Annotated in this window: 21 protein-coding genes and 1 CRISPR repeat array; of the genes, 19 read left to right on the top strand and 2 right to left on the bottom strand. The window is 29.4% G+C overall.

Annotation, left to right across the window (positions count from 1 at the left end):
• From trmL to AC5LAX_RS02675, 3 genes are all read left to right on the top strand, one after another.
• Nucleotides 1-483 carry a tRNA (uridine(34)/cytosine(34)/5-carboxymethylaminomethyluridine(34)-2'-O)-methyltransferase TrmL gene (gene trmL / locus AC5LAX_RS02665; protein WP_008539473.1) on the top strand — a complete coding sequence of 161 codons (483 nt, stop codon included), beginning with the start codon at nt 1-3 and terminating at the stop codon, nt 481-483.
• 14 nt (nt 484-497) lie between these two features.
• Nucleotides 498-1415 carry a UDP-N-acetylmuramate dehydrogenase gene (gene murB, locus AC5LAX_RS02670; protein WP_008539472.1) on the top strand — a complete coding sequence of 306 codons (918 nt, stop codon included), beginning with the start codon at nt 498-500 and terminating at the stop codon, nt 1413-1415.
• Between the two features lie 91 nt (nt 1416-1506).
• On the top strand, nt 1507-2109 hold the full coding sequence (locus AC5LAX_RS02675; protein ID WP_288909478.1) for a DUF1847 domain-containing protein: 603 nt from the start codon (nt 1507-1509) through the stop codon (nt 2107-2109).
• Nucleotides 2110-2498: 389 nt separating this feature from the next.
• Here the strand turns inward: AC5LAX_RS02675 and AC5LAX_RS02680 are convergent, their stop codons facing one another.
• Together AC5LAX_RS02680 and AC5LAX_RS02685 are read right to left on the bottom strand one after the other, a co-directional pair.
• A complete protein-coding gene (locus AC5LAX_RS02680; protein ID WP_008539469.1) occupies nt 2499-3713 on the bottom strand; it encodes a dicarboxylate/amino acid:cation symporter in 1215 nt (404 codons plus the stop codon).
• A gap of 162 nt (nt 3714-3875) precedes the next feature.
• Nucleotides 3876-4475 (bottom strand): TetR/AcrR family transcriptional regulator, encoded by a 600-nt coding sequence (locus AC5LAX_RS02685; RefSeq protein ID WP_018998852.1) that lies wholly within the window; start codon nt 4473-4475, stop codon nt 3876-3878.
• 187 nt (nt 4476-4662) lie between these two features.
• On the opposite strand from AC5LAX_RS02685, the gene AC5LAX_RS02690 reads away from it, so the two are divergent.
• The 16 genes from AC5LAX_RS02690 to AC5LAX_RS02765 all read left to right on the top strand — a co-directional run bounded on the left by AC5LAX_RS02690 (nt 4663) and on the right by AC5LAX_RS02765 (nt 23362).
• A complete protein-coding gene (locus AC5LAX_RS02690) occupies nt 4663-5124 on the top strand; it encodes an HPP family protein (RefSeq protein ID WP_015561817.1) in 462 nt (153 codons plus the stop codon).
• Nucleotides 5125-5144: 20 nt separating this feature from the next.
• Nucleotides 5145-5600 (top strand): metal-dependent hydrolase, encoded by a 456-nt coding sequence (locus tag AC5LAX_RS02695; RefSeq protein WP_018998851.1) that lies wholly within the window; start codon nt 5145-5147, stop codon nt 5598-5600.
• 20 nt (nt 5601-5620) lie between these two features.
• The gene (locus AC5LAX_RS02700) at nt 5621-6505 is read left to right on the top strand and encodes an NAD(P)-dependent oxidoreductase (protein WP_288909477.1); all 885 of its coding nucleotides are present in this window, start codon (nt 5621-5623) and stop codon (nt 6503-6505) included.
• A complete protein-coding gene (recQ, locus tag AC5LAX_RS02705; RefSeq protein WP_288909476.1) occupies nt 6495-8261 on the top strand; it encodes a DNA helicase RecQ in 1767 nt (588 codons plus the stop codon). Before AC5LAX_RS02700 ends, recQ begins: the two co-directional genes overlap by 11 nt.
• A 40-nt stretch (nt 8262-8301) precedes the next feature.
• A complete protein-coding gene (locus AC5LAX_RS02710; protein ID WP_270638788.1) occupies nt 8302-9816 on the top strand; it encodes a phosphohexomutase domain-containing protein in 1515 nt (504 codons plus the stop codon).
• A 207-nt stretch (nt 9817-10023) separates the two neighbouring features.
• On the top strand, nt 10024-11253 hold the full coding sequence (locus AC5LAX_RS02715; protein WP_288909475.1) for an ATP-binding protein: 1230 nt from the start codon (nt 10024-10026) through the stop codon (nt 11251-11253).
• A 178-nt stretch (nt 11254-11431) separates the two neighbouring features.
• Nucleotides 11432-12871, top strand: coding sequence for a MocR-like pyridoxine biosynthesis transcription factor PdxR (pdxR, locus tag AC5LAX_RS02720; protein ID WP_288909474.1), 1440 nt, complete (start codon nt 11432-11434; stop codon nt 12869-12871).
• 13 nt (nt 12872-12884) lie between these two features.
• The gene (locus AC5LAX_RS02725) at nt 12885-13862 is read left to right on the top strand and encodes a Gfo/Idh/MocA family protein (protein ID WP_288909473.1); all 978 of its coding nucleotides are present in this window, start codon (nt 12885-12887) and stop codon (nt 13860-13862) included.
• Nucleotides 13863-14172: 310 nt separating this feature from the next.
• The gene (locus AC5LAX_RS02730) at nt 14173-14496 is read left to right on the top strand and encodes a hypothetical protein (protein WP_278547417.1); all 324 of its coding nucleotides are present in this window, start codon (nt 14173-14175) and stop codon (nt 14494-14496) included.
• 79 nt (nt 14497-14575) lie between these two features.
• The gene (locus tag AC5LAX_RS02735) at nt 14576-15199 is read left to right on the top strand and encodes a TM1812 family CRISPR-associated protein (protein WP_278547416.1); all 624 of its coding nucleotides are present in this window, start codon (nt 14576-14578) and stop codon (nt 15197-15199) included.
• 42 nt (nt 15200-15241) lie between these two features.
• A complete protein-coding gene (locus AC5LAX_RS02740) occupies nt 15242-16465 on the top strand; it encodes a hypothetical protein (RefSeq protein WP_278547415.1) in 1224 nt (407 codons plus the stop codon).
• A gap of 36 nt (nt 16466-16501) precedes the next feature.
• Nucleotides 16502-18235, top strand: a complete 1734-nt coding sequence (locus AC5LAX_RS02745) for a TM1812 family CRISPR-associated protein (protein ID WP_278547414.1) — start codon at nt 16502-16504, stop codon at nt 18233-18235.
• A gap of 89 nt (nt 18236-18324) precedes the next feature.
• Entirely contained in the window at nt 18325-19434 is a 1110-nt protein-coding gene (locus tag AC5LAX_RS02750) for a hypothetical protein (RefSeq protein WP_288909472.1), read from the top strand.
• A gap of 156 nt (nt 19435-19590) precedes the next feature.
• A CRISPR array of direct repeats spans nt 19591-20144; the repeat unit is 29 nt; unit sequence GTTAAGCATTAACATTGTACGGTCTCACC.
• A 328-nt stretch (nt 20145-20472) separates the two neighbouring features.
• Nucleotides 20473-20661 carry a hypothetical protein gene (locus AC5LAX_RS02755; RefSeq protein WP_288909471.1) on the top strand — a complete coding sequence of 63 codons (189 nt, stop codon included), beginning with the start codon at nt 20473-20475 and terminating at the stop codon, nt 20659-20661.
• Nucleotides 20662-21865: 1204 nt separating this feature from the next.
• The gene (locus tag AC5LAX_RS02760; RefSeq protein WP_288909470.1) at nt 21866-22285 is read left to right on the top strand and encodes a hypothetical protein; all 420 of its coding nucleotides are present in this window, start codon (nt 21866-21868) and stop codon (nt 22283-22285) included.
• Nucleotides 22286-23173: 888 nt separating this feature from the next.
• Entirely contained in the window at nt 23174-23362 is a 189-nt protein-coding gene (locus AC5LAX_RS02765; protein ID WP_018998833.1) for a hypothetical protein, read from the top strand.
• The last annotated feature ends 71 nt before the right edge of the window (nt 23363-23433 follow it).

A 23433-nucleotide genomic window follows, 5' to 3' on the forward strand; every position in this document is an offset into this window, starting at 1 on the left:
GTGCATATTGTTTTGATTGAACCTGAAATTCCAGCAAATACTGGTAATATTGCACGTCTTTGTGCAAATACAGGTATTGAACTTCATTTAGTAAAACCACTTGGTTTTTCTACTGATGATAAATATTTAAAAAGAGCAGGTCTTGATTATTGGCATTTAGTAAAAGTGCATTATCATGAAAACTTTGATGAAGTTTTAGAAAAATATAAAGGTCATAAATTTCATTATGCTACAACAAAAGCCAATCATGTACACAGTGATGTAACTTATGGCATGGATGATATGCTTGTTTTTGGTAAAGAAACAGCAGGTATTCCTGAAAGTATTTTAAAAGAACATTGGGACGATTGCATTCGCATACCGATGATAAGTGAATCACGTTCTTTAAATTTATCTAATTCTGTGGCTGTAATTGCCTATGAGGCTATGCGACAACTTGATTATGCAAATTTAAAACAAGTTGGTTTTGATCATTTAGATTGATAGGAGCATAAATAATGCAAAAATTAAATGAATGTATAGCTAAATTAAAACAAATTTTGCCAGAAGATAGTGTGTTAATAGATGAGCCAATGTCTAAACATACTACATTTCAAATTGGTGGTCCAGCTGATTGCTTTGTAATGCCTTCAACAGTTGAAGAAGCTATCGCTGTTATAAAAATAGTAAAAGAATATGATGTACCACTTACAATGCTTGGCAATGGCTCTAATTTGTTAGTCATGGATAAAGGCATTCGTGGTATTGTTGTAAATTTAAATGAACGTTTTGCTAAAATTACAAGAGATGGTAATTTCATTAAAGCTCAATGTGGTGCTTTAATGGTTGATGTTTCTAAATTTGCAGGTGAAGCTTCACTTACAGGTCTTGAATTTGCAGTGGGTATTCCAGGTAGTATCGGTGGTTGTATCTTCATGAATGCTGGTGCTTATGATGGTGAAATAAAAAATGTAGTTCATCGCGTTAGTGCTATTGATAAAGAAGGAAACCTCGTATACTATACAAATGAAGAAGCTCAATTTTCTTATCGTCATAGTATTTTCCAAGATAATGATAATTTGATTTTAGAAGTTGAATTAGAATTACAAGAAGGAAATCAAGATGAGATTTTAGCTAAAATGGCAGATTTGACTAATCGTAGAGAAACAAAACAACCACTTGAATATCCAAGTGCAGGTAGTACTTTTAAACGCCCACCTGGATATTTTGCAGGGACTTTAATTGACCAAACAGGTTTAAAAGGTCTCACAGTTGGTGGTGCGCAAGTTTCTAAAAAACATGCTGGTTTTGTAGTTAATATCGGCGGAGCAACAGCTCAAGATGTACTTGATTTAATCAAAGAAGTACAAGATAGAGTTTATAAAGCTCATGGCGTGAAACTTTATCCAGAAGTAAAGATGATTGGTGAACAATAAAAATAGATGAAAATGAAACCCTAAGAGAGACATTTCTCTTAGGGTTTTGTTGTATAATAAAATAAATATATACTTATTTGGAGGTGTTAATATGATTGGTGATTGTGCAAATTGTAAAAGTCATATTTGTGCAGGCAGAGGTATTAGTTGCAAAAAAATAAATCAAGATGAAGTAATTGATTTATATACTGATGAAGAGAAAAAAATTATGAAAGCAGCAGCTTTTGTGGAAGCCACATATTATAGTGAGCTTACACGTTTAGAAGAAACTGTAGAATTTGCCAAACAAATGGGCTATAAAAAATTAGGTCTAGCTTTTTGTATCGGTTTAAATAAAGAAGCTTATTTGATTAATAAATTTTTAGCACGTGAATTTGAAGTAGTATCTATTTGCTGCAAAAATTGTGCGATAGCAAAAGATAAATTAGGTTTGAAAAAAATAAATCCCCAAAGTACAACAGAAAGTATGTGTAATCCTAAATATCAAGCTGAATTTTTAAATCAAGCAGGTTGTGATTTATTTATTTCCTGTGGTTTATGTGTAGGTCATGATGCGATATTTAACAAAAATTGTAATGGCCCTGTAACTACATTAGTTGCAAAAGATAGAGTACTTGCTCATAATCCATTAGGTGCGATTTATTCACGTTATTGGCGAAAAAAACTAAAATTAATGGAAGAAAATGAAATATAAATAAAAAGGGACAATATTTTGATATATATCAAAATATTGTCCCTTTTTTTCTAAGTGTTTATCACTAAAATTTTATAATGCGGAAAAACAAGATTACCGAATATTATTATTTGAGTAAATTATAAAATGATTGATGATGAATATAATTTATTGTTGATTTTAATAATAACAAATATTTTCCGCATTTTAGCATCTTTTTATGGTAGCCGTAGGCTATTGGTAAAGAGAAAATTGTGGCTACGGTTTTAGTTTACCTGTTTGAGCGTAGCGAGTTTAAACGTTGTAGACATGATTTTCTCTTTGCCAAAATAAAAAGTGTGGTAGCGGAAGGGGTTTTCTTTTTGGTTCGTTTTTCTTTATACCGGTAAAGAAAAATGAACAAGAACGATTTATTCTCTAAATCTATCAACGATAGTTGCACAAGCAGCATCGCCTGTGATATTTACAGCAGTACGAAGCATATCGAAAATACGGTCAACACCGAATAAAATTGGAAGTGCTTCGATTGGAATATTAGCAGACATGAGAACGGCTACTACTAAAAGTGTAGGGCCAGGAACACCGGCTTGACCTACAGCACCAACTGTAGAAGTAAAGATAATGGCTATATATTGTGTAATAGTGAGTTCGATACCAAACATTTGAGCAAAGAAGATAGCAGCCATAGCATAATAAGCAGCATTACCATTCATATTGATAGTGGCACCAAGAGGAAGTGCAAAAGAAGTAGTTTCTTTAGAAACATGCAATTCTTCAATAGTTGTTTTCATATTAAGTGGTAATGTAGCCATGGAAGACGCAGTAGTGAATGCGAATAATTGAACTTTGTACATGGATTTAAAGAATTGTTTAAATGTAGTACATTTAGAAAACATAGCAACACTACCGCCAATAACACCATAATTAACGATGAGGAGAACGATAATATATAATACTACAAGATAAGCTAGTTTTACTAAAATTTCTGAGCCAAATTTACCAATAGAACCTGCCATTAAACCGAATACACCAAGAGGTGCAATACACATAATAGCAGTCATGATATTTACAGTAACTTCAGTCATATAATTGAAGAATTTAAGTAAGAATTCTTTTTTTTCACCGCTTAAGTTAGCGATAGCAAAACCGATAAATAAGCTAAATACAATGATTTGTAAAATATTACCAGAAACGAGAGCTTCAAAAGGATTTGCAGGAACAAAACCGATTAAAGTTTCCCAAAATCCAGGAATACCGCCCTTATCAGCATATTCACTAGAAGCTTGAACTCCTAAACTAGCTAAACTAATTCCTTCACCTGGTTTAAATACTACACTGAAAATAAGACCTATAACAGTAGCAATGATAGTAGTAATTGTATAATAAATAAATGTTAAAAGACCGATTTTCCCAGCAGAACTAGAATTTCCTAGTGAAGCCGCACCACCAATTAATGAGAATAAAACCATAGGTACTACGACCATTTTGATTAATTGCATAAATAAGTCGCCGATTGGAGCAAAGATTTGTGCTGTTTCACCTAAAGCCAAACCAACAGCAATGCCTAAAATCATGGCAATGAGAATAAGCGTACCGAGCTTATTAATGATCATTTTTGCTGTCATTATAAAAGACCTCCTAAAGATATATTTGTATATTATATAAAAATAACATAACGAAATTATACTCTTTTTGGAGTGAATTTACAACTATACTGTAGCTTTTAGAAAAAATACGCACAAAATATCTTTTAAAATGTTTATTTGTTTTTTGTATACGTACAAATTTTATTTTAAAATAATACCTGAAAGCACTAAATTTAATTTATAGCGAATGTTTTCTTGATATTTGAGTGGTAGGCTACTAAAAGAAGCAGATTGAAATAGAGAATGAAACATTTCTGTAATAATTTCAGCTGGAATATCACTGCGAAATTCCCCATTATCTTGACCAGTTTTGATGATTTCATCAAAAATATCTTTGAATGGAAGTGGCTTTTTTATCGAAACATGTGGCTGTATAGTTAATGCACTTCTATCTACAGCGCGCATAAATAATGGCAAAATAAAACGATTTTGGTCTAGTAGATTAGCAGTATATAAAACGAGTCCTTCTAATACTTGAGCTTGAGTTTTTTCTTTATTTATAGATTCAAGATAATGTTGACGAATATCCATAGCTAATTGAATGAGCAGACTACGGAGTAAATCATCTTTAGATTGAAAATAATTATAAAATGTGCCAATACCTAAATTAGCTTTTTGCATGATATCAGCAATAGAAGTATCTTTCAAACCTTTTTGAGCAAATAATACGATAGCGGATTGAATGATGGTTTTTTTTGATTTTATTTTTTTTGCTTCACGTTTACTAAGTGTATGTTCCAAAATAATCACCTGTTTATTTATATTTTATAAAAATGAATGCGGTTCGTTTTCTTTAAAATATATTATAATGGCATTTATCTTTTTTCTCAAACCGTAATAGTTTTTCAATAGTATGCTATAAATTAATGTTATTTTTTGATATAATTGCAATTAGATTTAAGGAAAAAATATAAAGGATTTCAATTTTATGAAAAAAGATGAAATACTATCAGCTATTGGTATTTTTTTCGGCATTGGTATTGTAGCTTTAGTATCTAAATCTATTGATAATAATTTATTATTAGCACCATTTGGAGCGACAAGTATAATCGCTTTTTTACTATATGACAGTGAATATGCTCAGCCGAGAAATATTATTTTAGGTTATATTATTACAAGTATCGTAGGTATTTTAATGGCTTATATTTTAGGGCATAATTGGATTGTTTATGCTTTAGGAGTAGCTATAGCTATGTTAGTGAAATCGTGGTTTAAAGCAATTCACCCACCATCTGCTGCTATGCCGATTATATTATTAAAAGCGAATGAACAAGGTATTATCAATTATTTTTTATTTGATGTAATACCAGGAATTTGTTTATTAGTTTTTATTGCTATAGTCTATAATAGATTTATTTTACATAGAGATTATCCTTTATGGCATAGATAATAATTTTAAGGAGAATTTTTGTGAAGTGGGCTAATCATAAATTAGTAACGACTGTAGTTGTATTTGCAGGAACAGGAAATTTTTTATATGCAGCATATAGTTTTTTTGGCAGTGTATTGCCAGATAGATTGGAAGGTAAACCACCAAAAGAAAGTAAAGCTTATTGGAAATGGCGTTCAAAGCATCGCCAAAATACACATTGGACAGTGCCTTATTTAGCGATAATCGCTATTTTATTTTATTTACATGAAGTTGGTGTATTAAAAGACTTATTTTGGGAAATAGCACAAGTTCCGATATTTGTCTGTGTAGGTGCTTTACTTCATATTATTGAAGATGGAATTTGTGGCAAAGTGCCACTTATCTGGCGAAAGCGAAAAATAGGTATAAAATTATTTCGCGTGGGCAGTTCATGGGAATATTTTATAAGTTATACGATTTGTGTAGCTGCTTTATATTATAAATTTATGTTGTAATAAGTTTCAGGTAAAAGAAAGTGGTGAAATATATGCAAAAACTAAAAATTGGTTTTATTGGCATTGGTGTAATGGGAAAATCCATGGCAGATAATCTCTTAAAAGCTGGATATGAAGTCATGGTTTATACACGTACAAAGCAAAAAGCTGAAAGTTTATTAGATAAAGGTGCAAAATGGTTTGATAGTGCTAAAGCTTTAGCCCAAAATGTAGATGTAATCATCTCTATGGTGGGTTATCCTCAAGATGTAGCAGAAATCTATTTAGGTGAAAACGGCGTAATTAAAAATTTGAAACCACAAAGCATAATTATAGATATGACTACTTCTAGTCCAAAACTGGCTCAAGAGATTTATCAAGAAGCTCAAAAATATGAAATAAAATCTTTAGATGCACCAGTATCTGGTGGTGATGTGGGTGCCAAAAATGGTACACTTGCCATTATGGTAGGTGGCGATAAAGAAGTTTATGAAGAAGTCTTGCCGATTTTTGAAGCTATGGGAAAAACTATTTGCTATTTTGGTAAAGCAGGTTCTGGTCAATATGCAAAAATGAGCAATCAAATAGCTATTGCCTCTAATATGATGGGGGTTTGTGAAGCTATTGCTTATGCAAAAAAATGTGGATTAAATCCTCAGGATTTATTAGATGTAATCTCTACAGGAGCAGCAGGTTCATGGTCGCTTAGCAATTTAGCACCAAGAATGTTAAACGGTGATTTTGCACCAGGATTTTTCATTAAACATTTTATTAAAGATATGAAAATAGCTATAGAGTCAGCTGATGAAATGAATTTAGATTTACCAGGATTGAAATTGGCAAAATCTTTATATGAAAAATTAGCCAAAGAAGGTTATGAAAATAATGGCACTCAAGCCTTATTGAAATATTATGATGCTGAATAAAGCAAGACAAATACTACAAAAATTTTATGGATATGAAGACTTTCGACCAGGGCAGAAAAAAGTAGTTGAAAGTTTATTAAATAGAAATGATACAGTGGCGATTATGCCTACAGGTGCGGGAAAATCTATTTGTTTTCAAATCCCTGCATTATTATTTGAAGGGGTAACACTTGTTATATCGCCACTTATTTCTTTGATGAAAGACCAAGTTGATAGTTTGCGCCAGCTAGGGATAGCGGCAGTATATATTAATAGTTCTGTCAGTAAGGCTCAATTATATAAGGATTTACAAGATATATCTGCTGGTTTTTATAAAATTATTTATATAGCACCAGAGCGATTAACATCTGAATATTTACCGAATAGTTTTGAAAATTTAAATATTAGTATGGTAGCAGTTGATGAAGCACATTGTTTATCGCAATGGGGACATGATTTTCGTCCTAGTTATCGCAATATCTTAAATTTTACTAATTCATTGCGTATTAAGCCGATTATCAGTGCTTTTACAGCAACAGCTACACCAGAAGTAAAAACAGATATTATAAATTTATTAGGGCTTAAACAACCTAATGTATTTGTAACTGGTTTTGATAGACCAAATTTATATTTTTCCGTATTAAGAGGAGAAGTAAAAGATAAATTTGTCATAGATTATGTAAAAAAACATCAAGATGAAGCTGGAATTATCTATGTAGGCACTAGAAAAGATGTAGATGCTTTGCAAGTTTTATTGGAAATAAAGGGCATTAAAGCAGGCAGATACCATGCCGGTATGACAGATGAGGAAAGAAATCAAATGCAAGAAGATTTTCTCTATGATAATCTTTCTGTCATGGTGGCGACAAATGCTTTTGGTATGGGCATAGATAAGCCAAATGTTCGCTATGTTATTCATTATAATATGCCCAAAAATATGGAAGCGTATTATCAAGAAGCAGGTAGAGCAGGTCGTGATGGACTTTCAGGAAATTGTATTTTATTGTATAGTCCGCAAGATACACAGCTTCAAAAGTTTTTGATAAGTAAATCTACAGAAAGTGAAATTCGCCAACAATTAGAATATAAAAGATTGCAGTCTATGGTGGATTATTGTCATACACCGCAATGTTTAAGAGCATTTATTTTGCATTATTTTGGTGAATTTGATGTGGAAGAACATTGTGATAATTGTAGTAATTGCAAATTAGAAGGCGAATTAATAGATATTACAATTGACGCACAAAAGGTTTTATCGTGTGTCTATCGTATGCATGAACGCTTTGGCGTAAAAATGATAGCTGAGGTTTTGAAAGGTTCAAAAAGTGCAAAGGTAAAACAATTTAATTTTGAGCGTTTATCTACGTATGGCTTGATGAAAGAGCGAAAGCTAAAAGATATCAGTGATTTAATTTTGAGACTCAGTGCTATGCAATACTTAGATATCACAGAAAGCCAATATCCCGTGGTTACTTTAAATGAATTGTCATGGCAAGTGCTTCGTGGTCAAAAAAAGGTTTGGCAAAAGATGGTAATTGTTAAAAAAGCCAAGGCTAAAGGTGAATTATTTGAAGCTTTGCGCAGTTTGCGTAAAGAATTAGCGACAAAAGAAAAATTACCACCATATATGATTTTTTCTGATGCTACACTTACACAGATGGCAACAGATAAACCGACTGATTTAGAATTGATGAAAAATATTCGCGGTGTAGGTGAATTTAAATTACAAAAATATGGTGAGGAATTTTTAACAGTGATAAAGAGCTACATATCGTAAAGATATTTAGTATAGATTAAGAGAAAAAGGGGTAGATTTTATGGATCCAATTTTAAAATTACAAAACGGCAGTGATGTCAGAGGGGTAGCAGTTGAAGGTGTAGCTGATGAACCTGTTACTTTGACACCAGAATATGCTAATCGCATTGTGCAAGCTTTCGTTTTATGGCTCAGCAAAAAAAGTGGCAAAAAAGCAAGTGAATTAAAAATTGCAGTAGGTCATGATTCTCGTATTTCTGCACCAATGTTAAAACAACAAGCTTTAATGGCGATTGTAGCTCAAGGAGCAACAGCTGTTGATTGCTCTATGGCTACAACTCCAGCAATGTTTATGTCTTTAGTATATGAAGAAACAAAATATGATGGTTCTATGATGATTACTGCAAGCCATCTTCCATTTAATCGCAATGGTATTAAATTCTTTGAACCAGAAAATGGCGGTATGGAAAAGAAAGACCTCACTGATATGCTCAAAATCGCTTGCGAATTGACTGAACAAACAGTGGATATTAGTAATGTAGAAAAATTTGATTTAGTTTCTCTTTATGCTGAAAATCTTTGCACAAAAATCCGTGAAGGTATCAACAGCAAAGACAATTATGATAAACCACTTACAGGCAATCATATCGTAGTAGATGCAGGTAATGGTGCTGGCGGATTTTTTGCACAAAAAGTTTTAGCTCAGTTAGGTGCAGATACTACAGGTAGCTTATACTTAGATCCAGATGGACATTTCCCAAATCACATTCCAAATCCAGAAAATAAAGAAGCTATGGATGCTATTCGCGGTGCAGTGCTTAATAATAAAGCTGATTTAGGCTTGATTTTTGACACTGATGTAGATAGAATGTCTGCTGTATTTAGCGATGGTCAAGAAGTAAATCGTGATGCACTTATTGCTATGATGGCTGCTATCTTAGTGAAAGATTATCCAAATTCCACTATCGTTACGGACTCTGTAACTTCTGATAAATTGACTGCATTTTTAGAAGGTGAATTACATTTAAAACATCATCGTTTCCAACGTGGTTATAAAAATGTAATCAATGAATGCAAACGCTTAAATGAAGAAGGCGTAGTATCTCCACTTGCTATTGAAACAAGTGGTCATGGTGCACTTAAAGAAAATTATTATCTTGATGATGGTGCATATATGGCAGTTAAACTCTTGATTGCTGCAGCTAAAACTAAAGCAGAAGGTAAAACTTTAAATAGCTTGATTGAAAAACTTGAACCACAATTTGAAACAGCAGAATATCGCTTAAAATTAAAAGGTGAAGATTTCAAAGCTTATGGAGCAAAAGTTTTAGAAGCATTTACTGCTCGTGCAAAAGAAAAAGGCTATCATATTGTAACACCAAATTATGAAGGTGTACGCATTAGCTTTAAAGGTGAAGCAAATGGTTGGGCATTGCTTCGTCAATCTTTGCATGATCCTAATATGCCACTTAATGTAGAAGGTAATGGTGAAGGCGATTGTGCAAAAATCACAGCAATGATGAAAGAATTATTAAGCGGTTTTGACCAATTAGATATCTCTGTATTTGACAAATAATAATATAACGGAAAATAACAGAAGTTTATATTATTAATAATAAAAACCTCGAGAAAGGTAGTTTTATGTTTCTCGAGGTTTTTATTTTATATTTGTTTTTTCCATGGATACTTTTGCGTAATTTATAAAATAATTTTTGCTGGTGTGTTTAATTTTTTATTGAAATGTTGTAAACTATAAGGAAACGCATTTGAAAGGAGTATTTTTATGGATTTACATAATTTATTGGTATTTCAAGATTTATTCAATGATGATGTTTTTAGAGATATCGAGAAAACTATTTCTCGAGAAAATTTAAATAAAGGGGCTGTTGCTGCTAAGTTGATTAATAAAGCGGAGCAGTTGGGTTTATCTGGAAATATTATACGTTCATATATGATTTATACTGTGGCTCATCAAAGTAATTGTGTGTCTTATGCAGTGGAAAAATCTGGTGGTAAAATTGGTAAAAGTTTGTATCAAGCTTTTTGTCATGATATTGAATTAATAGAAAAATTATTGCTTTTAAAACCTAGTTTACTTTTGGATTGCGATTTATTAGATGATTATGAACCAACAAATATTAATCAATCTACAGCGTTCAATTTATTAGTAGAAAATCTAGATAAAGCACAGACTAGCAAGGATAAGGCAGATGTTTTTATTAATTATTATAGAACATTTGGCAGTGGAGATATGGCAGATTATCGAGCTTTCCGTTGGGATAGTGATGAGGATAGTTTAGTTGGTATTAAACATTTTGAAACGATGAAGCTTCAAGATTTAATCGGCTATGAATATCAAAAACAAGAATTATTAGCCAATACGAAAGCCTTTGTAGAAGATAAGCCAGCAAATAATGTTTTACTTGTAGGGGCAAGAGGTACAGGAAAATCTTCAGGTGTAAAAGCAGTGGTGAATTCTTTCTTTGATAAGGGTTTGCGTTTAGTTCAATTAACTAAAGAGCAATTAATAGATTTACCTGTTATTATGGAGCGTTTGCGAGATTTTAGCAGTAAGAAATTCATCATTTTCTTAGATGATTTATCTTTTGAAGAATTTGAAGTGGAATATAAATATTTAAAATCAGCAATTGAAGGTGGTGCTTCGGCAAAACCTGAAAATGTACTTATTTATGCTACATCAAATCGCCGTCATTTGATTAAAGAAAGCTATAAAGATAGAGGGGCAAATGATGATGATATGCACCGCAGTGATACATTGAATGAAACTATTTCACTTTCTGATAGATTTGGTTTAATCATCTATTATATGGCACCAAACCAACAAGAATATTTAGATATTGTAGATGGTTTATTAAAACAGCATGACATAGAATTATCTAAAGAAGAATTGCGCGTAAAAGCTGGGGCATGGGAAAAAGAACATTCTGGACGTTCCGGCAGAATAGCACAACAGTTTGTAACACATTATTTAGGGCAAGTTTATAATAAATAATATAAAAAGCACTACACATTATAATTTTTATAATTTGTGTAGTGCTTTTATTGTATAGAGAAAGTATGTAGTGAAAAATTTTGTTTGAGTTTAAGTTAAATGATAGAATTAAATTGATAGAATGTTAAATTTTAAAATAAACTTTATTAAGTATAAATAAAAGGCGGAATTTTTAATAATGAATACAAAGTTAATGGATTTTGTATCAATAAAATTAGATAAAAATGCAAAAAATCCTTTATATGTACAATTATATGAGCAAATAAAATTAATGATAAAACAGCACTTATTATCACCAGGGTATAAGTTACCAGCTGTAAGAAATCTAGCTCAAAATTTGCAAGTAAATCCAAGTACAGTGGTTAATGCTTATAAAGAATTAGAAAAAAATGGTTTTATCTTTAGTAAGCGTGGCAGTGGAAGTTATGTGGCTGAACAAGTGATTAATACTATCGATGAATTAGAAGAGAATAATCACATTCCCATTGATTTAACTGATGACTTAAAAATTTTGCAAGGTCAAAAAAATGTGATAAATATGAGTACGATATCCTTAAATCCGGATATGATTTCTATAGAGTCTTTTAAACAAGTGGTAAATAAAATTTTAGAAAGAGATAAAGGATATGCATTTACATATCAAGACAGTCAAGGCTATTTGCCACTTCGCCAATCAATCACTCAAGAATTGGCGAAAAAAAGAATAAATACAACGCCAGAATATATTCAGATTATTTCAGGTGCACAACAAGGCATAGATATAGTGGCACGTGCTATTTTAAAACATGGAGATATTGTATTTGTAGAAAATCCAACTTATCCAGGTGCGATAGCGGCTTTTCGCTCTTGTGGGGCGAAAATTATAGATATTAAATTGACAAAAGAAGGTATTGACTTAGTTGACCTCGAAAATAAATTAAGGAAATTTAGACCTAAATTGATATATGTGATGCCTAATATTCAAAATCCTACAGGTATATCTTATACAAAAGCTAATTGTCGTCGTTTAATGGGATTGGCTCGTTTTTATAATGCTTATATTTTGGAAGATGATTATATAAGCGGTCTTTGTTATCAAGAAAAATCTCCTATCCCTTTAAAAGCGTATGATACAGATGATCGAGTGATATATATTCGCAGTTTATCAAAGATTTTCATGCCAGGATTAAGACTTGCTTATTTAATCATGCCCCAAGTATTGGCACAGACTTTATTAAATGTAAAACATATTTCAGATATAGCAACTTCTGGACTTACACAGAGAGTTTTTGATTATTATTTGCGTGAAGGATTATGGCAAGAACATTTAAATTCTATTCGCAGTGTGTATAAAACACAATTTGAATTTGCTCTTAGAATGGCAAAAAAATATTTGCCTAAAGATATAGATTATTTAAAACCACAAGGGGGATTATCTTTGTGGCTAAATTTGCCGGATAGATTAAATGCAAGTGAGATAATTGAAAAAGCTAGAAATGAAGGGGTAATAATTTGCGATGGTGCACCATTTTTTGTGCGCAATGCTCCTAATAAACAGATACGTTTGAGTTTTGCCACTTTGTCTTTAGCAGAAATAAATACAGGGATAAAAATAATTCAAAATATAACTAAATCTTAAAGGGGGAATACTTATGAAAATAGGTATTGCTGGAAACGGCAAAATTGTGCATGAAATGATAGGAGCTACAAAAAATATTCAAGATTTAGAAATTGTAGCTATATGTAGTCGACCACAGAGTAGACAAAAAGCAGAAGCAATAGCAAATGAATTTAATATCGCTAAAATATATACAGATTATAATCAAATGCTGGAAGATGGCGAAATAGATTTTATTTATGTAGCTGTAGCTAATAATGTGCATTATGAATATACAAAAAAAGCATTAGAAGCAGGGAAAAACGTCATTTGTGAAAAACCTTTTACCATCACAGCAAAACAGACACAAGAATTAATAGATTTAGCTAAAGCTAAAAATCTATTTTTATTTGAAGCTATAACTATTTTATATGCGCCAAATTATCAATATATAAAAGAAAATTTAGAGCAAATTGGTCAATTGCGTTATGTTCATGCTAATTATGCACAATATTCTAGCCGTTATGATAGATATTTAAATAAAGATGTAGCTCCAGCATTTAGCCCTGAACATGCAGGGGGTGCTTTATATGATTTAAACATTTATAATTTACATTTTGTTATGGGCGTATTAGGCATACCAAAAGAAGTTATTTATCGACCAAACTTAGGTTTTAATGGTATAGATATTTCAGGAACAGCATTATTAGATTATGATAATTACACAGTAGTATGTAGTGCAGCTAAAGATTCTGAAAGTATTAGTGGAATTGTATTTCAGGGTGAAAAAGGTTATATAGAATTAGTAGGTGCACCAAATGAATGTGCATTAATAAGAGTTCATAAAAAGGGCGAAGAAGTAGTATTAATAAATAAAGAAAAATACAATCATCGCATGGTCAATGAATTTGTAGCCTTCACAGAAATATTTAAACAACAAGATTTAGCTACTTGTTATAAAACATTAGAACATAGTTTAAATGTCATGAAAGTATTAGAACAAGCTAGAATAAGTGGCAAAGTAGAATTTTAAGCAAAAAAGCTTCCATTAAATTGTATTGGAAGCTTTTTATATTATATTGTATATTTTACCAGATGTTGACATCCATGATATAGGAATATTTTTAGTTTGTTATTAATAATTAAAAGTAACTTTTTGCTGCATTTATGTAGGTAAGTATAGAAATTGTAATGTAACTCTTTTATATTTTGATGAATATATATAGATTATCAAGGTTTTTATTAAAATTTTATTAAAAAATTTATAATCATGCCAGATTTTTAAAATTGTAAAGGATATACATATATAGAGATAAGTTTTTATAAAGAAAGGTTGATTTCTTATGGGTAAAGTATATATTAAAAATAACGTTTATGTTGTTGCGAAAGTTTCAAGCAAGTATAAAAACAAACTAGATTATTATTTGATTATTCCAGGGAGAGGATATGAATATGCTTTTACAAAAAAATATAAAAAAAGTTGTTATATTTTTTGTAAGTCTCCAATTTTACTTAATAAAGTATTGTATAATAGAAGTCATAATACACCTTTAATGATTTTAAAGAAGTATTTTCATCATAATATGTCATATCTCGTTGATTGTTTGGAGTTGGATGATTTTGTTTTGAAACGAGGTACAAAAAATAAGTATTATAAAGCAGCCTAGATTTTTATAAAATTAATAGAAATTATATAATGCTTGTTTTATCAAGTATCATATAAAAAGTAATAAAGGAGATAAAATTATGAGAAAAGTGTTTTTATCAAATATTGTATTAGTTAGTTTAGTACCAACAAAATATTTTAGTGATGATTTAAATTTAAATGGTAAAAATTATAAATTTCCTCTTAGTTATTTGATAAATAGTGAAGTTAAGGCTAAAGATGAAGTGGTTATTATAACTGGTGTGGAAAAAAGTGTAAATGGAAAAAACAGAGCTGAAGAATATTATGCTTTATATAAGAACGAAATTGAAGAAATTTTAAAAGAACGAGATGTAAATATAAAATTTATTGAAATATGGCAAAAAAATAAATTTGATTCTTTAACATTTAATGAATTTTTTAAGGAAATAGCAGATAATATACATGATGATGACATTTTATATGCTGATATTACTTTTGGGATGAAACCATATACTATTAGTTTGTTTGTGGCTTTGTCGTATATTACAAAAGCTGCTGTTAATGTAGATTTGGATACAATTATTTATGCTGGCAGATACAATGGAACAGATGAAATTAAAGATATAAATTGTTCACAAATTTACGATTTGACAGGATTGTTTTATCTTAATGCATTATCAGGAAGGGCTGTACAAGGACAGAGAGAAGAGTTAGATAATTTATTAAAATTTATTATTGAGTGATATTTGAATATTTATTAATAGTGTAAAATAGGAGAGATAAATATGCCAGAATATCAATCTGTATCAGATATAGAAAATATTGTAAGAACTTTAAAATTTGATTTTAAAGATAATAAAAATTTTAATAGGGTTAAGTTAAAAGCAAAATTAATAGCTAAATTAAAAGATTTAGTAAAATTAATGAAATTAATGAGCTTTAATGAAAATAATGAAAAAAGTTATGATGCTAAATTGTTTAATTGTGCTTTTCAAAAAGCTTTTGAACGATATGGAGAAAAGGGAAAAAATGGAAAAATAATATCATTTTGGTTATTATTTCAAGATGAACAAATAAATAAAATAGCAGATGATTTAAAATTTGGTTATTTTGGCTGTATTGAAGAACTAAAATTTTTAGAAAATAGATTGATTAATTTTTTATTAATACGTAAAAATTTTAAAATGTTTAGCTCTCTATATATAAGTGAGAAAGGAACAATGAAAGATTTTAAAAATAATAGTAGATATAGTGGTGAAATATTTGCTAAAACATATAAGGATTGTTTAAGAAAATATGGTGAAGAATATGAAATAGATGGAAAGATAAAGCCATTTATGAAATTGTTTAATGAATGTTATAATACGAAAAATCAGGAATTAAAGGCAGAAAAATTCGAAGATGAATGCGGACTAGAAAAAGAAATGAAAAAAGCAAATTTAGATGGCATTTTAAAGGATTTTCAGAAAAAAATAGGTAGTAAAATAAAAAAGAAGAATTATAAATATGATAATTATAAAAGATTTTTTGAAAAAAATAATGCAAATGAAAAAGAATTAAAATCTTTGGAAAAAGCTTTTAGTGATAAATATATTACGGAAGAGAGTAATTATATAGAAACAAATAAAAAAAATAATAAGATGAAATATTCATTGGCAGATAAACTCTCTATAAGAAAAATAGAGGAAAAAAATAATATTTTGAAGGAATTGATATTTTTATTAGATAAAGCGGATATTAAATTAAGAAAAAATAAAGGTTTATATAAATATTTTAGATGTTATGTTAGCATAAAAATTATAGAAGAAGAAGGTTATGATATGGCGCTTAATTCATATATATATGTAAATTTTATACGATATTATTATAATAACAAATCTAAATATTTAAATGAAAAATTGAAATTAAATGAAGATGAACTAATAGGTAGCTATTTAAATAAAAAGCCAGAGACTATACGTAAAATTTATAGAAAAAAATTAGAAAGTATATTGTTAAAATTGATATAAGATTTTGTTGTTAAATTTAAATAAGGCGGTGTAATTATGGTTAAAAACATAGTTTTATTTATAATGAGTTTATATCGTGATGATAGTGTTGAGAAAGAATACACAGATGATAGTAATTTATTTAAGGCTAATTGTAAACACACTAATGAAACAGCATTGAAGTATATAGCATGGAAATTAAGTCAAGAACAGCAACAGATAGATGAGATATATGCTTTTATTTCTGAACAAGTGCGAGAAACATCTTTAGATAAATTTAAAGAACTCATACAAGATGAATATTATAAAGATAAGATAATTGATGTACCGCTTTATAACAATGGAGAAATGAAAGGCTCTTTTAAAAGCATATCTGAAATGTTTGATAAATTGCAGGCTTATAAAGAAAAGAATCCTGATGATACAGTAGTTATCCATGTAGATATGACTGGTGGTTTAAGACATGCTTCAATGTTGATGTTGGCATTGATTAGAATGTTAAAATATATAGGTATGGAACTTGGTTTGGTTTTGTATGTGAATTTTAATACTGCAAAGATAGAAAATGCTAGTGATATCATGGATATGTTTACATTACTAGGTGGAGCAGAAGAATTTAATTCATTTGGCAGTGTAAATCAAATTCAAAATTATTTTGATAAGTTAAATAGTAAAAAACTAAGAACAAGTTCATCAGCACTTGAATTATTATTAGAAGAGATGAGAGATTTTTCAGAGGCAATAAAAGTTTGCACAAACTATAAAGATATGACAAATGTATTATCTTTATTAGGAGAAGCTTTAAGTATTTATAAAAGAATAATAAAGCTAAAGGCTAATAGATTGAGTGAACAAGAATTGTTTTTTGCTAAATTAATATTAGTAATAGAGAAAACATACGCAGATATATTGCCTAAAGATAATAAGCCTAGTAGTGTACCTGCTATTATAAAATGGTGTGCTAAAAGAGATTTTTTACAAGCAGCAATAACTTTTTATACAGAATGGATACCAGTATATTTAATTGAAAATAAATTAGTAATAATAAAAGATGCTTCTATTGAAGAAGAATGTAGAAAAAATAAAGCTTGGTCAAACTGGCAAGTTAATTTTTTTAAAAACTATAGAAAAGAAGAAATACAAACAAATACGGAGAATATAGAAATAAATGAGTTAACTTATAATACAATTAGAATATTGATTGATAGAGGATTATCAGCTACAAAAATTTTAGGAAAAATAAAAGGAAAGAATAAAATTTTTGATAAATTTTTAGAAGAAATAGTAAAATTTATTAAACAATTTGATAAAGCCTCAGAAAAACTTCGTTTTAATAAAAAGGTTGATAGCCTAGCAAAAGATAATGTAATAAAGTATATTTTAAAAGAGAGTATGCCTAAGAACCATTTAGGTGATTTTAAATCATATTTGGCAAAAAGAGTCAGTCGTGAAGATGGTAATTTAGAAGCAGTTATTTTAAATGCTGTTAAAAATGTTGATAAAGATAAAATAATAGCATATTTTGGGTTAAAAGAGGATAAGAAATTAACTACTGGAGAAAAATCAAAAGAGCGAAAAGAAGTATTCAAGGAGATGTTAGAAAAAAATATTATAGAGACAAGATTGCCTAAAGAACGATTATTACAATTTGTAGAAGAGTATTCTAATTATGTTAATGATTGGCGTAATCAAGTTAGTCATGCTAATAGTTTGGCAGCTAGTAGAGAAAGTAATTTTGATATAGCACAGGCAATAATCAATAGTGTTAATTTAATAGATGAAAAATTTTAATAAAAAAAAACGGCATGATATCATTTTTCATGCCGTTTTTTAGTAAAAATAGGTGATAGATATAATATAACAATGATGAGGTGATATTTATGAAAAAATATGTAATGATAATAGTATGCCTTTTGTGTAGTTTATGGTGGGCAGTAGCATCAGCACAATCAGTAAATGTATCTGGTCATGGTATGAATTATGATGAAGCAGAAAGAGATGCACTTAGAAATGCAATAGAGCAAGCAGTTGGTACTATGGTAGATTCGACTACATTAGTCAAAAATGGCATGTTACTTAATGATGAGATTTATAAATTTTCTAAAGGTTATATCACTAATTATCAAGTGATAAATAAAAGATGGCTTGAAGATGGTTTGTATGAAGTTAATATTTTAGCTGATGTGGATACAAATCCTAATTCGAAATTGATGAATGAGCTTACAAGACTGGGTATAATTAATCGTCAACTTCGTGACCCAAAGATTGCGGTTATAATTCCTGAATATCATATCAGAGCAAAAATTCCTGACCCTGCTGGTGAAACGGCTGTAATCAATAAATTGATAGAAGCTGGATTTAGTAGAATAGTGTATGCAGAAGGTATGAGAGATACTATTGGCAAGTTAGATTATTTGACAAATCAAGATATGCAAAATATCGCTAATAATTTAAATGTAGATATATTAGTAGTAGGTGAAGCTTTTAGTGAAGGTGTTGGTGATGTAAGTAAGTTTATTGGTAATGGCAGAGGAAGAAATACAGGGATTTTATCATGCAATGCTCGTTTAGAAGCTAAAATCTTTATAGCAAAAACGGGACAAATAATTTCTGCTAATGGCACTTATGGCAAAGCTGCTGATGTAACAGAATTTATAGCAGGGAAAAAAGCATTGAATAATGCTGGTGAAAAAATGGGAGATTATATTGTAGAAAAGCTTTTAAATTATGGTAGTGGAAATACACAAAATATAGAACTAAAAGTTATAACCACTGATTATAATAAAGTGAATATGGTAAATAACGCTTTACAGAATATTCGAGGAGTAAATTCAGCAAGGGTAAATAGTTATAATGAAGGTACAGCAACTATTGATATAAAATATTCAGGAACACCACAGAATATTTATAATCAGTTAATTCAAAATATAAATTGCAATCTTAAACTGCAACAAATTACGTATAATACTTTAACGATAGTAGTATATTAAGTTTTATTTACCAGCCGAAAAAGTAAAAAACCTATAATATCAAGCATTAAAAAAAATAGGCAGAAAACTGAAATCGGCTGGTAAGATTTCTATGAAAGATTGAAAAATAAGGATATATAGGCTATAATGAAGGAAAAGAATATTGATTTTACTGTGGTTAAGCATTAACATTGTACGGTCTCACCTAAGGAGTAGGTGCAACTATATTTATCCATGCTCCTGTTAAGCATTAACATTGTACGGTCTCACCGCCAATCTCTCCGGGAGACGCACCAAACATTAATGGTTGTTAAGCATTAACATTGTACGGTCTCACCGACAAATGGACTACAGTTTTATACTTTAGTAGATACCGGTTAAGCATTAACATTGTACGGTCTCACCGTAATAAGGGAATACTTTTCCAAGCAAAACATTACTAGTTAAGCATTAACATTGTACGGTCTCACCTCATATATCTATGGTAAGAAACCTATCGGTGCAAAAGTTAAGCATTAACATTGTACGGTCTCACCACAAGAATGCCATTTTGTAATTTACCATTACCACGTTAAGCATTAACATTGTACGGTCTCACCGCAAAAAAATGTCTGAGGGTTCTGTTATCGGCGCTGGGTTAAGCATTAACATTGTACGGTCTCACCGAAAATTGCTCGCTACCAGCAATAAAGTAATCATATGTTAAGCATTAACATTGTACGGTCTCGTTATTGATTCATTATGTTCCTGCCAATCTTTGGTAATTGGGTTAAGCATTAACAATGTATAATGTAATTTAGGTTGTAGGATTGTGCTAAATGTATTTATGATGAATTATTGATTAATATTAACAAGTGATGCTTAGTAGTAAAATGAAAGAAAGACATAACTTAGATTAAAAGTTATGTCTTTTTTTATAAAAATTTTTAAAAACCGTGCCGAATTTTGGAAAAAGTAGGTGATATATAAAATAGATATTAAAGAGGGTGATGAAAAAATAAATGAATATTAAATTTAAAGGTAAACTAAAAATTTTTGATTAAGATTGGAGTTAGTATTATGAAAAACAAAGCAAATGAAATTAAAACAAAAATTTGTATTCCGAAAGGGTTTTTTGGCGGAAATTGTTCAGGTTGTCGGTATTGGGAAGAATATAATAGAGACTCAAGCGGTAGAGCATTTTGTAGTTATTATGATAATTGGTATTATCCATCAGAAAGACGAGGTTGCTTTGCTCGGAAGGAATAAAAGAAGATGAGTTTTTGCCAGCCGAAAAAGTAAAAAACCTATGAAATTAAGCATTAAAAAGGATAGGCAGAAAACTGAAATCGGCTGGTAAGATTTATATTAAAGATTGAAAAATAAGGATATATAAGATATAATGAAGAAAAAGAATATTGATTTTATTGCGGTTAAGCATTAACATTGTACGGTCCCGGTAAATATCTGTCTTCAACACATACTTATAAATAGCTTCGTTAAGCATTAACATTGTACGGTCCCGGTCCCATGTATTGAGCAACATCTGTGTTAAGTATTAATATTGTATAATGTGATTTAGATTGTAGTGTTGTGTTAAATGAATTTATGGTGAATCTTTGATTAATATTAACAAGTGATGCTTGGCAATAAAATGAAAGAAAGACATAACTTAGATTAAAGTTATGTCTTTTTTTTTATAAAAATTTTTAAAAACTGTGCTAGATTTTAGAAAAAGTAGAAGATATATATAGTAAAGATTAAAAAGGGTGATTAAAAAAATGAGTTTTTATCAATCGAAAAAGTAAAAAGCCTATAAAATCAAGCATTAAGAAGGATAGGCAGAAAACTGAAATCGGCTGGTAAAATTTCTATGAAAGATTGAAAAATAAAGATATATAAGCTATAATGAAGGAAAAGAATATTGATTTTACTGTTGTTAAGCATTAACATTGTACGGTCTCCTGTTGTCAGTCGTAACAGTTACATCAAGTGTACTGTTAGTTAAGCATTAACATTGTACGGTCTCCAGTGACCATATAAATACTCAAGTTGATGATACTGATGTGTTAAGTATTAACATTGTACAATGTGATTTAGATTGTAGAATTATGCTAAATGTATTTATGATGAATTATTGATTAATATTAACAAGTGATGCTTAGCAGTAAAATGAAAGAAAGACATAACTTAGATTAAAGTTATGTCTTTTTTTATAAAAATTTTTAAAAAGAATGCCAGATTTTAGAAAAAGTAGAGGATATATATAATAGAAAGCAATAAAAATGTAAATAAGAACACTCCTTTTGATTTTCGGTATAGGTTATTTGATAGCTTATACCGAAAACTTTTTTTAATAAATAATGCCGAATTTTAAATTTGCTAGGTAATATATACAGTAGAGATTAAAGATGATATTGAAAAAATAAATATAAAAATAAAATAAAGTTTTATAGATAAGATGGGAGATTTTATGATGAAAATAAAAACAAGTATCTTTAAAGAAATTATAGAAAGTCCTGCACCGCCCCCAGAAGTTGGAGGTATAATCGGTGGCAAAGAAGATATTATTACTTGTTACTTTGCAGATGAAGGCAGTAAGGAAAATTGCTATGATTCATATTATCCAAGTACAGATTTATTAAATAAACAGATAGAGAAGTGGCAAGATGAGAAAATAGATTTTTATGGAATTTATCATACACATTTTGCTGGTGATGATGGTTTATCTAGCAGTGACCGTAGATACATTGTCAATATAATGCAAGCAATGCCATCACAAATACAGTATTTATATTTTCCTATAGTATTTAAAAATAATATGCTTATATATAAAGCTATACGTGAAAATAATATAGTGAAGATAGTTCAAGAAGATATTGAAATAATTTAAAAAAATTTACCAGCCGAAAAAGTAAAAAGCCTATAATATCAAGCATTAAAAAAATAGGCAGAAAACTGAAATTGGCTGGTAAAATTTCTATGAAAGATTGAAAAATAAGGATATATAAGCTATAATGAAGGAAAAGAATATTGATTTTACTGCGATTAAGCATTAACATTGTACGGTCTCCTTTTTGATTTATCTTGTAATAAGGTGCTGTCATCTATTGTTAAGCATTAACATTGTACGGTCTCCTTAAGAAGTCCCGCCAGATGAAGAAATACCATTTTGATTGTTAAGCATTAACATTGTACAATGTGATTTAGATTGTAGTGTTGTGCTAAATGTATTTATGGTGAATTATTGATTAATATTAACAAGTGATGCTTATCAGTAAAATGAAAGAAGACATAACTTAGATTAAAGTTATGTCTTTTTTTTATAAAAATTTTTAAAAACTGTGCCGAATTTTAGAAAAAGTAGAGGATATATAAAATAGAAAGCAATAAAAATGTAAATAGAAACACTCCTTTTGATTTTCGGTATAGGTTATTTGATAGCTTATACCGAAAACTTTTTTTAATAAATAATGCCGATTTTTAAATTTGATAGGGGATATATAGAGTAGAGGTTAAAGATGATAATAGAAAATAAATAGGGAATAGAAAAGAAAGAGATAATATAGATTAAAAGTTAGTTTTTATAAAAAATTTTTTAAAAACAATGCCAGATTTTGGAAAAAGCAGAGGATATATAAAGTAGAGATTAAAGATGATAATAAAAAATAAATAGGAAATAGAAAAAAAGATATAACATAGATAAAAAATTTTAAAAACAATGCCAGATTTTAGAAAAAATGGAAGATATATATATTAGAGAATTGATGAGGTGGTAATCATGAAAACTTGGATGAAAAATTTAATTTTATCAATATTGGCTATAATAGCAGTAATTATTTTTCATGAACAAATATGGCAGGGTATATTATATGTTTTAAGTTTTTTTCTAGGTTTAATAATAGATTTTGTCAGTCTTTTAGTCGTAATTGGTGTCGGTATGTATATTATCTTAGATTTACTTAGTTAGATAAAATTAAAAATTTTTATAAAAATTTTAGAAACTTAATGCCGAATTTTAGAAAAATAAGAGTATATATA

The organism is Megamonas sp. (genome assembly GCF_986095205.1).

Bases quoted from the DNA above. Each gene is read 5' to 3' on its own strand.
- AC5LAX_RS02745 (WP_278547414.1), top strand. From the start codon at position 16,502: ATGGTTAAAAACATAGTTTTATTTATAATGAGTTTATATCGTGATGAT.
- AC5LAX_RS02680 (WP_008539469.1), bottom strand. From the start codon at position 3,713: ATGACAGCAAAAATGATCATTAATAAGCTCGGTACGCTTATTCTCATT.
- AC5LAX_RS02690 (WP_015561817.1), top strand. From the start codon at position 4,663: ATGAAAAAAGATGAAATACTATCAGCTATTGGTATTTTTTTCGGCATT.
- AC5LAX_RS02725 (WP_288909473.1), top strand. From the start codon at position 12,885: ATGAAAATAGGTATTGCTGGAAACGGCAAAATTGTGCATGAAATGATA.
- AC5LAX_RS02760 (WP_288909470.1), top strand. From the start codon at position 21,866: ATGATGAAAATAAAAACAAGTATCTTTAAAGAAATTATAGAAAGTCCT.
- AC5LAX_RS02715 (WP_288909475.1), top strand. From the start codon at position 10,024: ATGGATTTACATAATTTATTGGTATTTCAAGATTTATTCAATGATGAT.
- AC5LAX_RS02675 (WP_288909478.1), top strand. From the start codon at position 1,507: ATGATTGGTGATTGTGCAAATTGTAAAAGTCATATTTGTGCAGGCAGA.
- AC5LAX_RS02735 (WP_278547416.1), top strand. From the start codon at position 14,576: ATGAGAAAAGTGTTTTTATCAAATATTGTATTAGTTAGTTTAGTACCA.
- pdxR (WP_288909474.1), top strand. From the start codon at position 11,432: ATGAATACAAAGTTAATGGATTTTGTATCAATAAAATTAGATAAAAAT.
- AC5LAX_RS02755 (WP_288909471.1), top strand. From the start codon at position 20,473: ATGAAAAACAAAGCAAATGAAATTAAAACAAAAATTTGTATTCCGAAA.
- recQ (WP_288909476.1), top strand. From the start codon at position 6,495: ATGCTGAATAAAGCAAGACAAATACTACAAAAATTTTATGGATATGAA.
- AC5LAX_RS02710 (WP_270638788.1), top strand. From the start codon at position 8,302: ATGGATCCAATTTTAAAATTACAAAACGGCAGTGATGTCAGAGGGGTA.
- murB (WP_008539472.1), top strand. From the start codon at position 498: ATGCAAAAATTAAATGAATGTATAGCTAAATTAAAACAAATTTTGCCA.
- AC5LAX_RS02730 (WP_278547417.1), top strand. From the start codon at position 14,173: ATGGGTAAAGTATATATTAAAAATAACGTTTATGTTGTTGCGAAAGTT.
- AC5LAX_RS02740 (WP_278547415.1), top strand. From the start codon at position 15,242: ATGCCAGAATATCAATCTGTATCAGATATAGAAAATATTGTAAGAACT.
- AC5LAX_RS02750 (WP_288909472.1), top strand. From the start codon at position 18,325: ATGAAAAAATATGTAATGATAATAGTATGCCTTTTGTGTAGTTTATGG.
- AC5LAX_RS02765 (WP_018998833.1), top strand. From the start codon at position 23,174: ATGAAAACTTGGATGAAAAATTTAATTTTATCAATATTGGCTATAATA.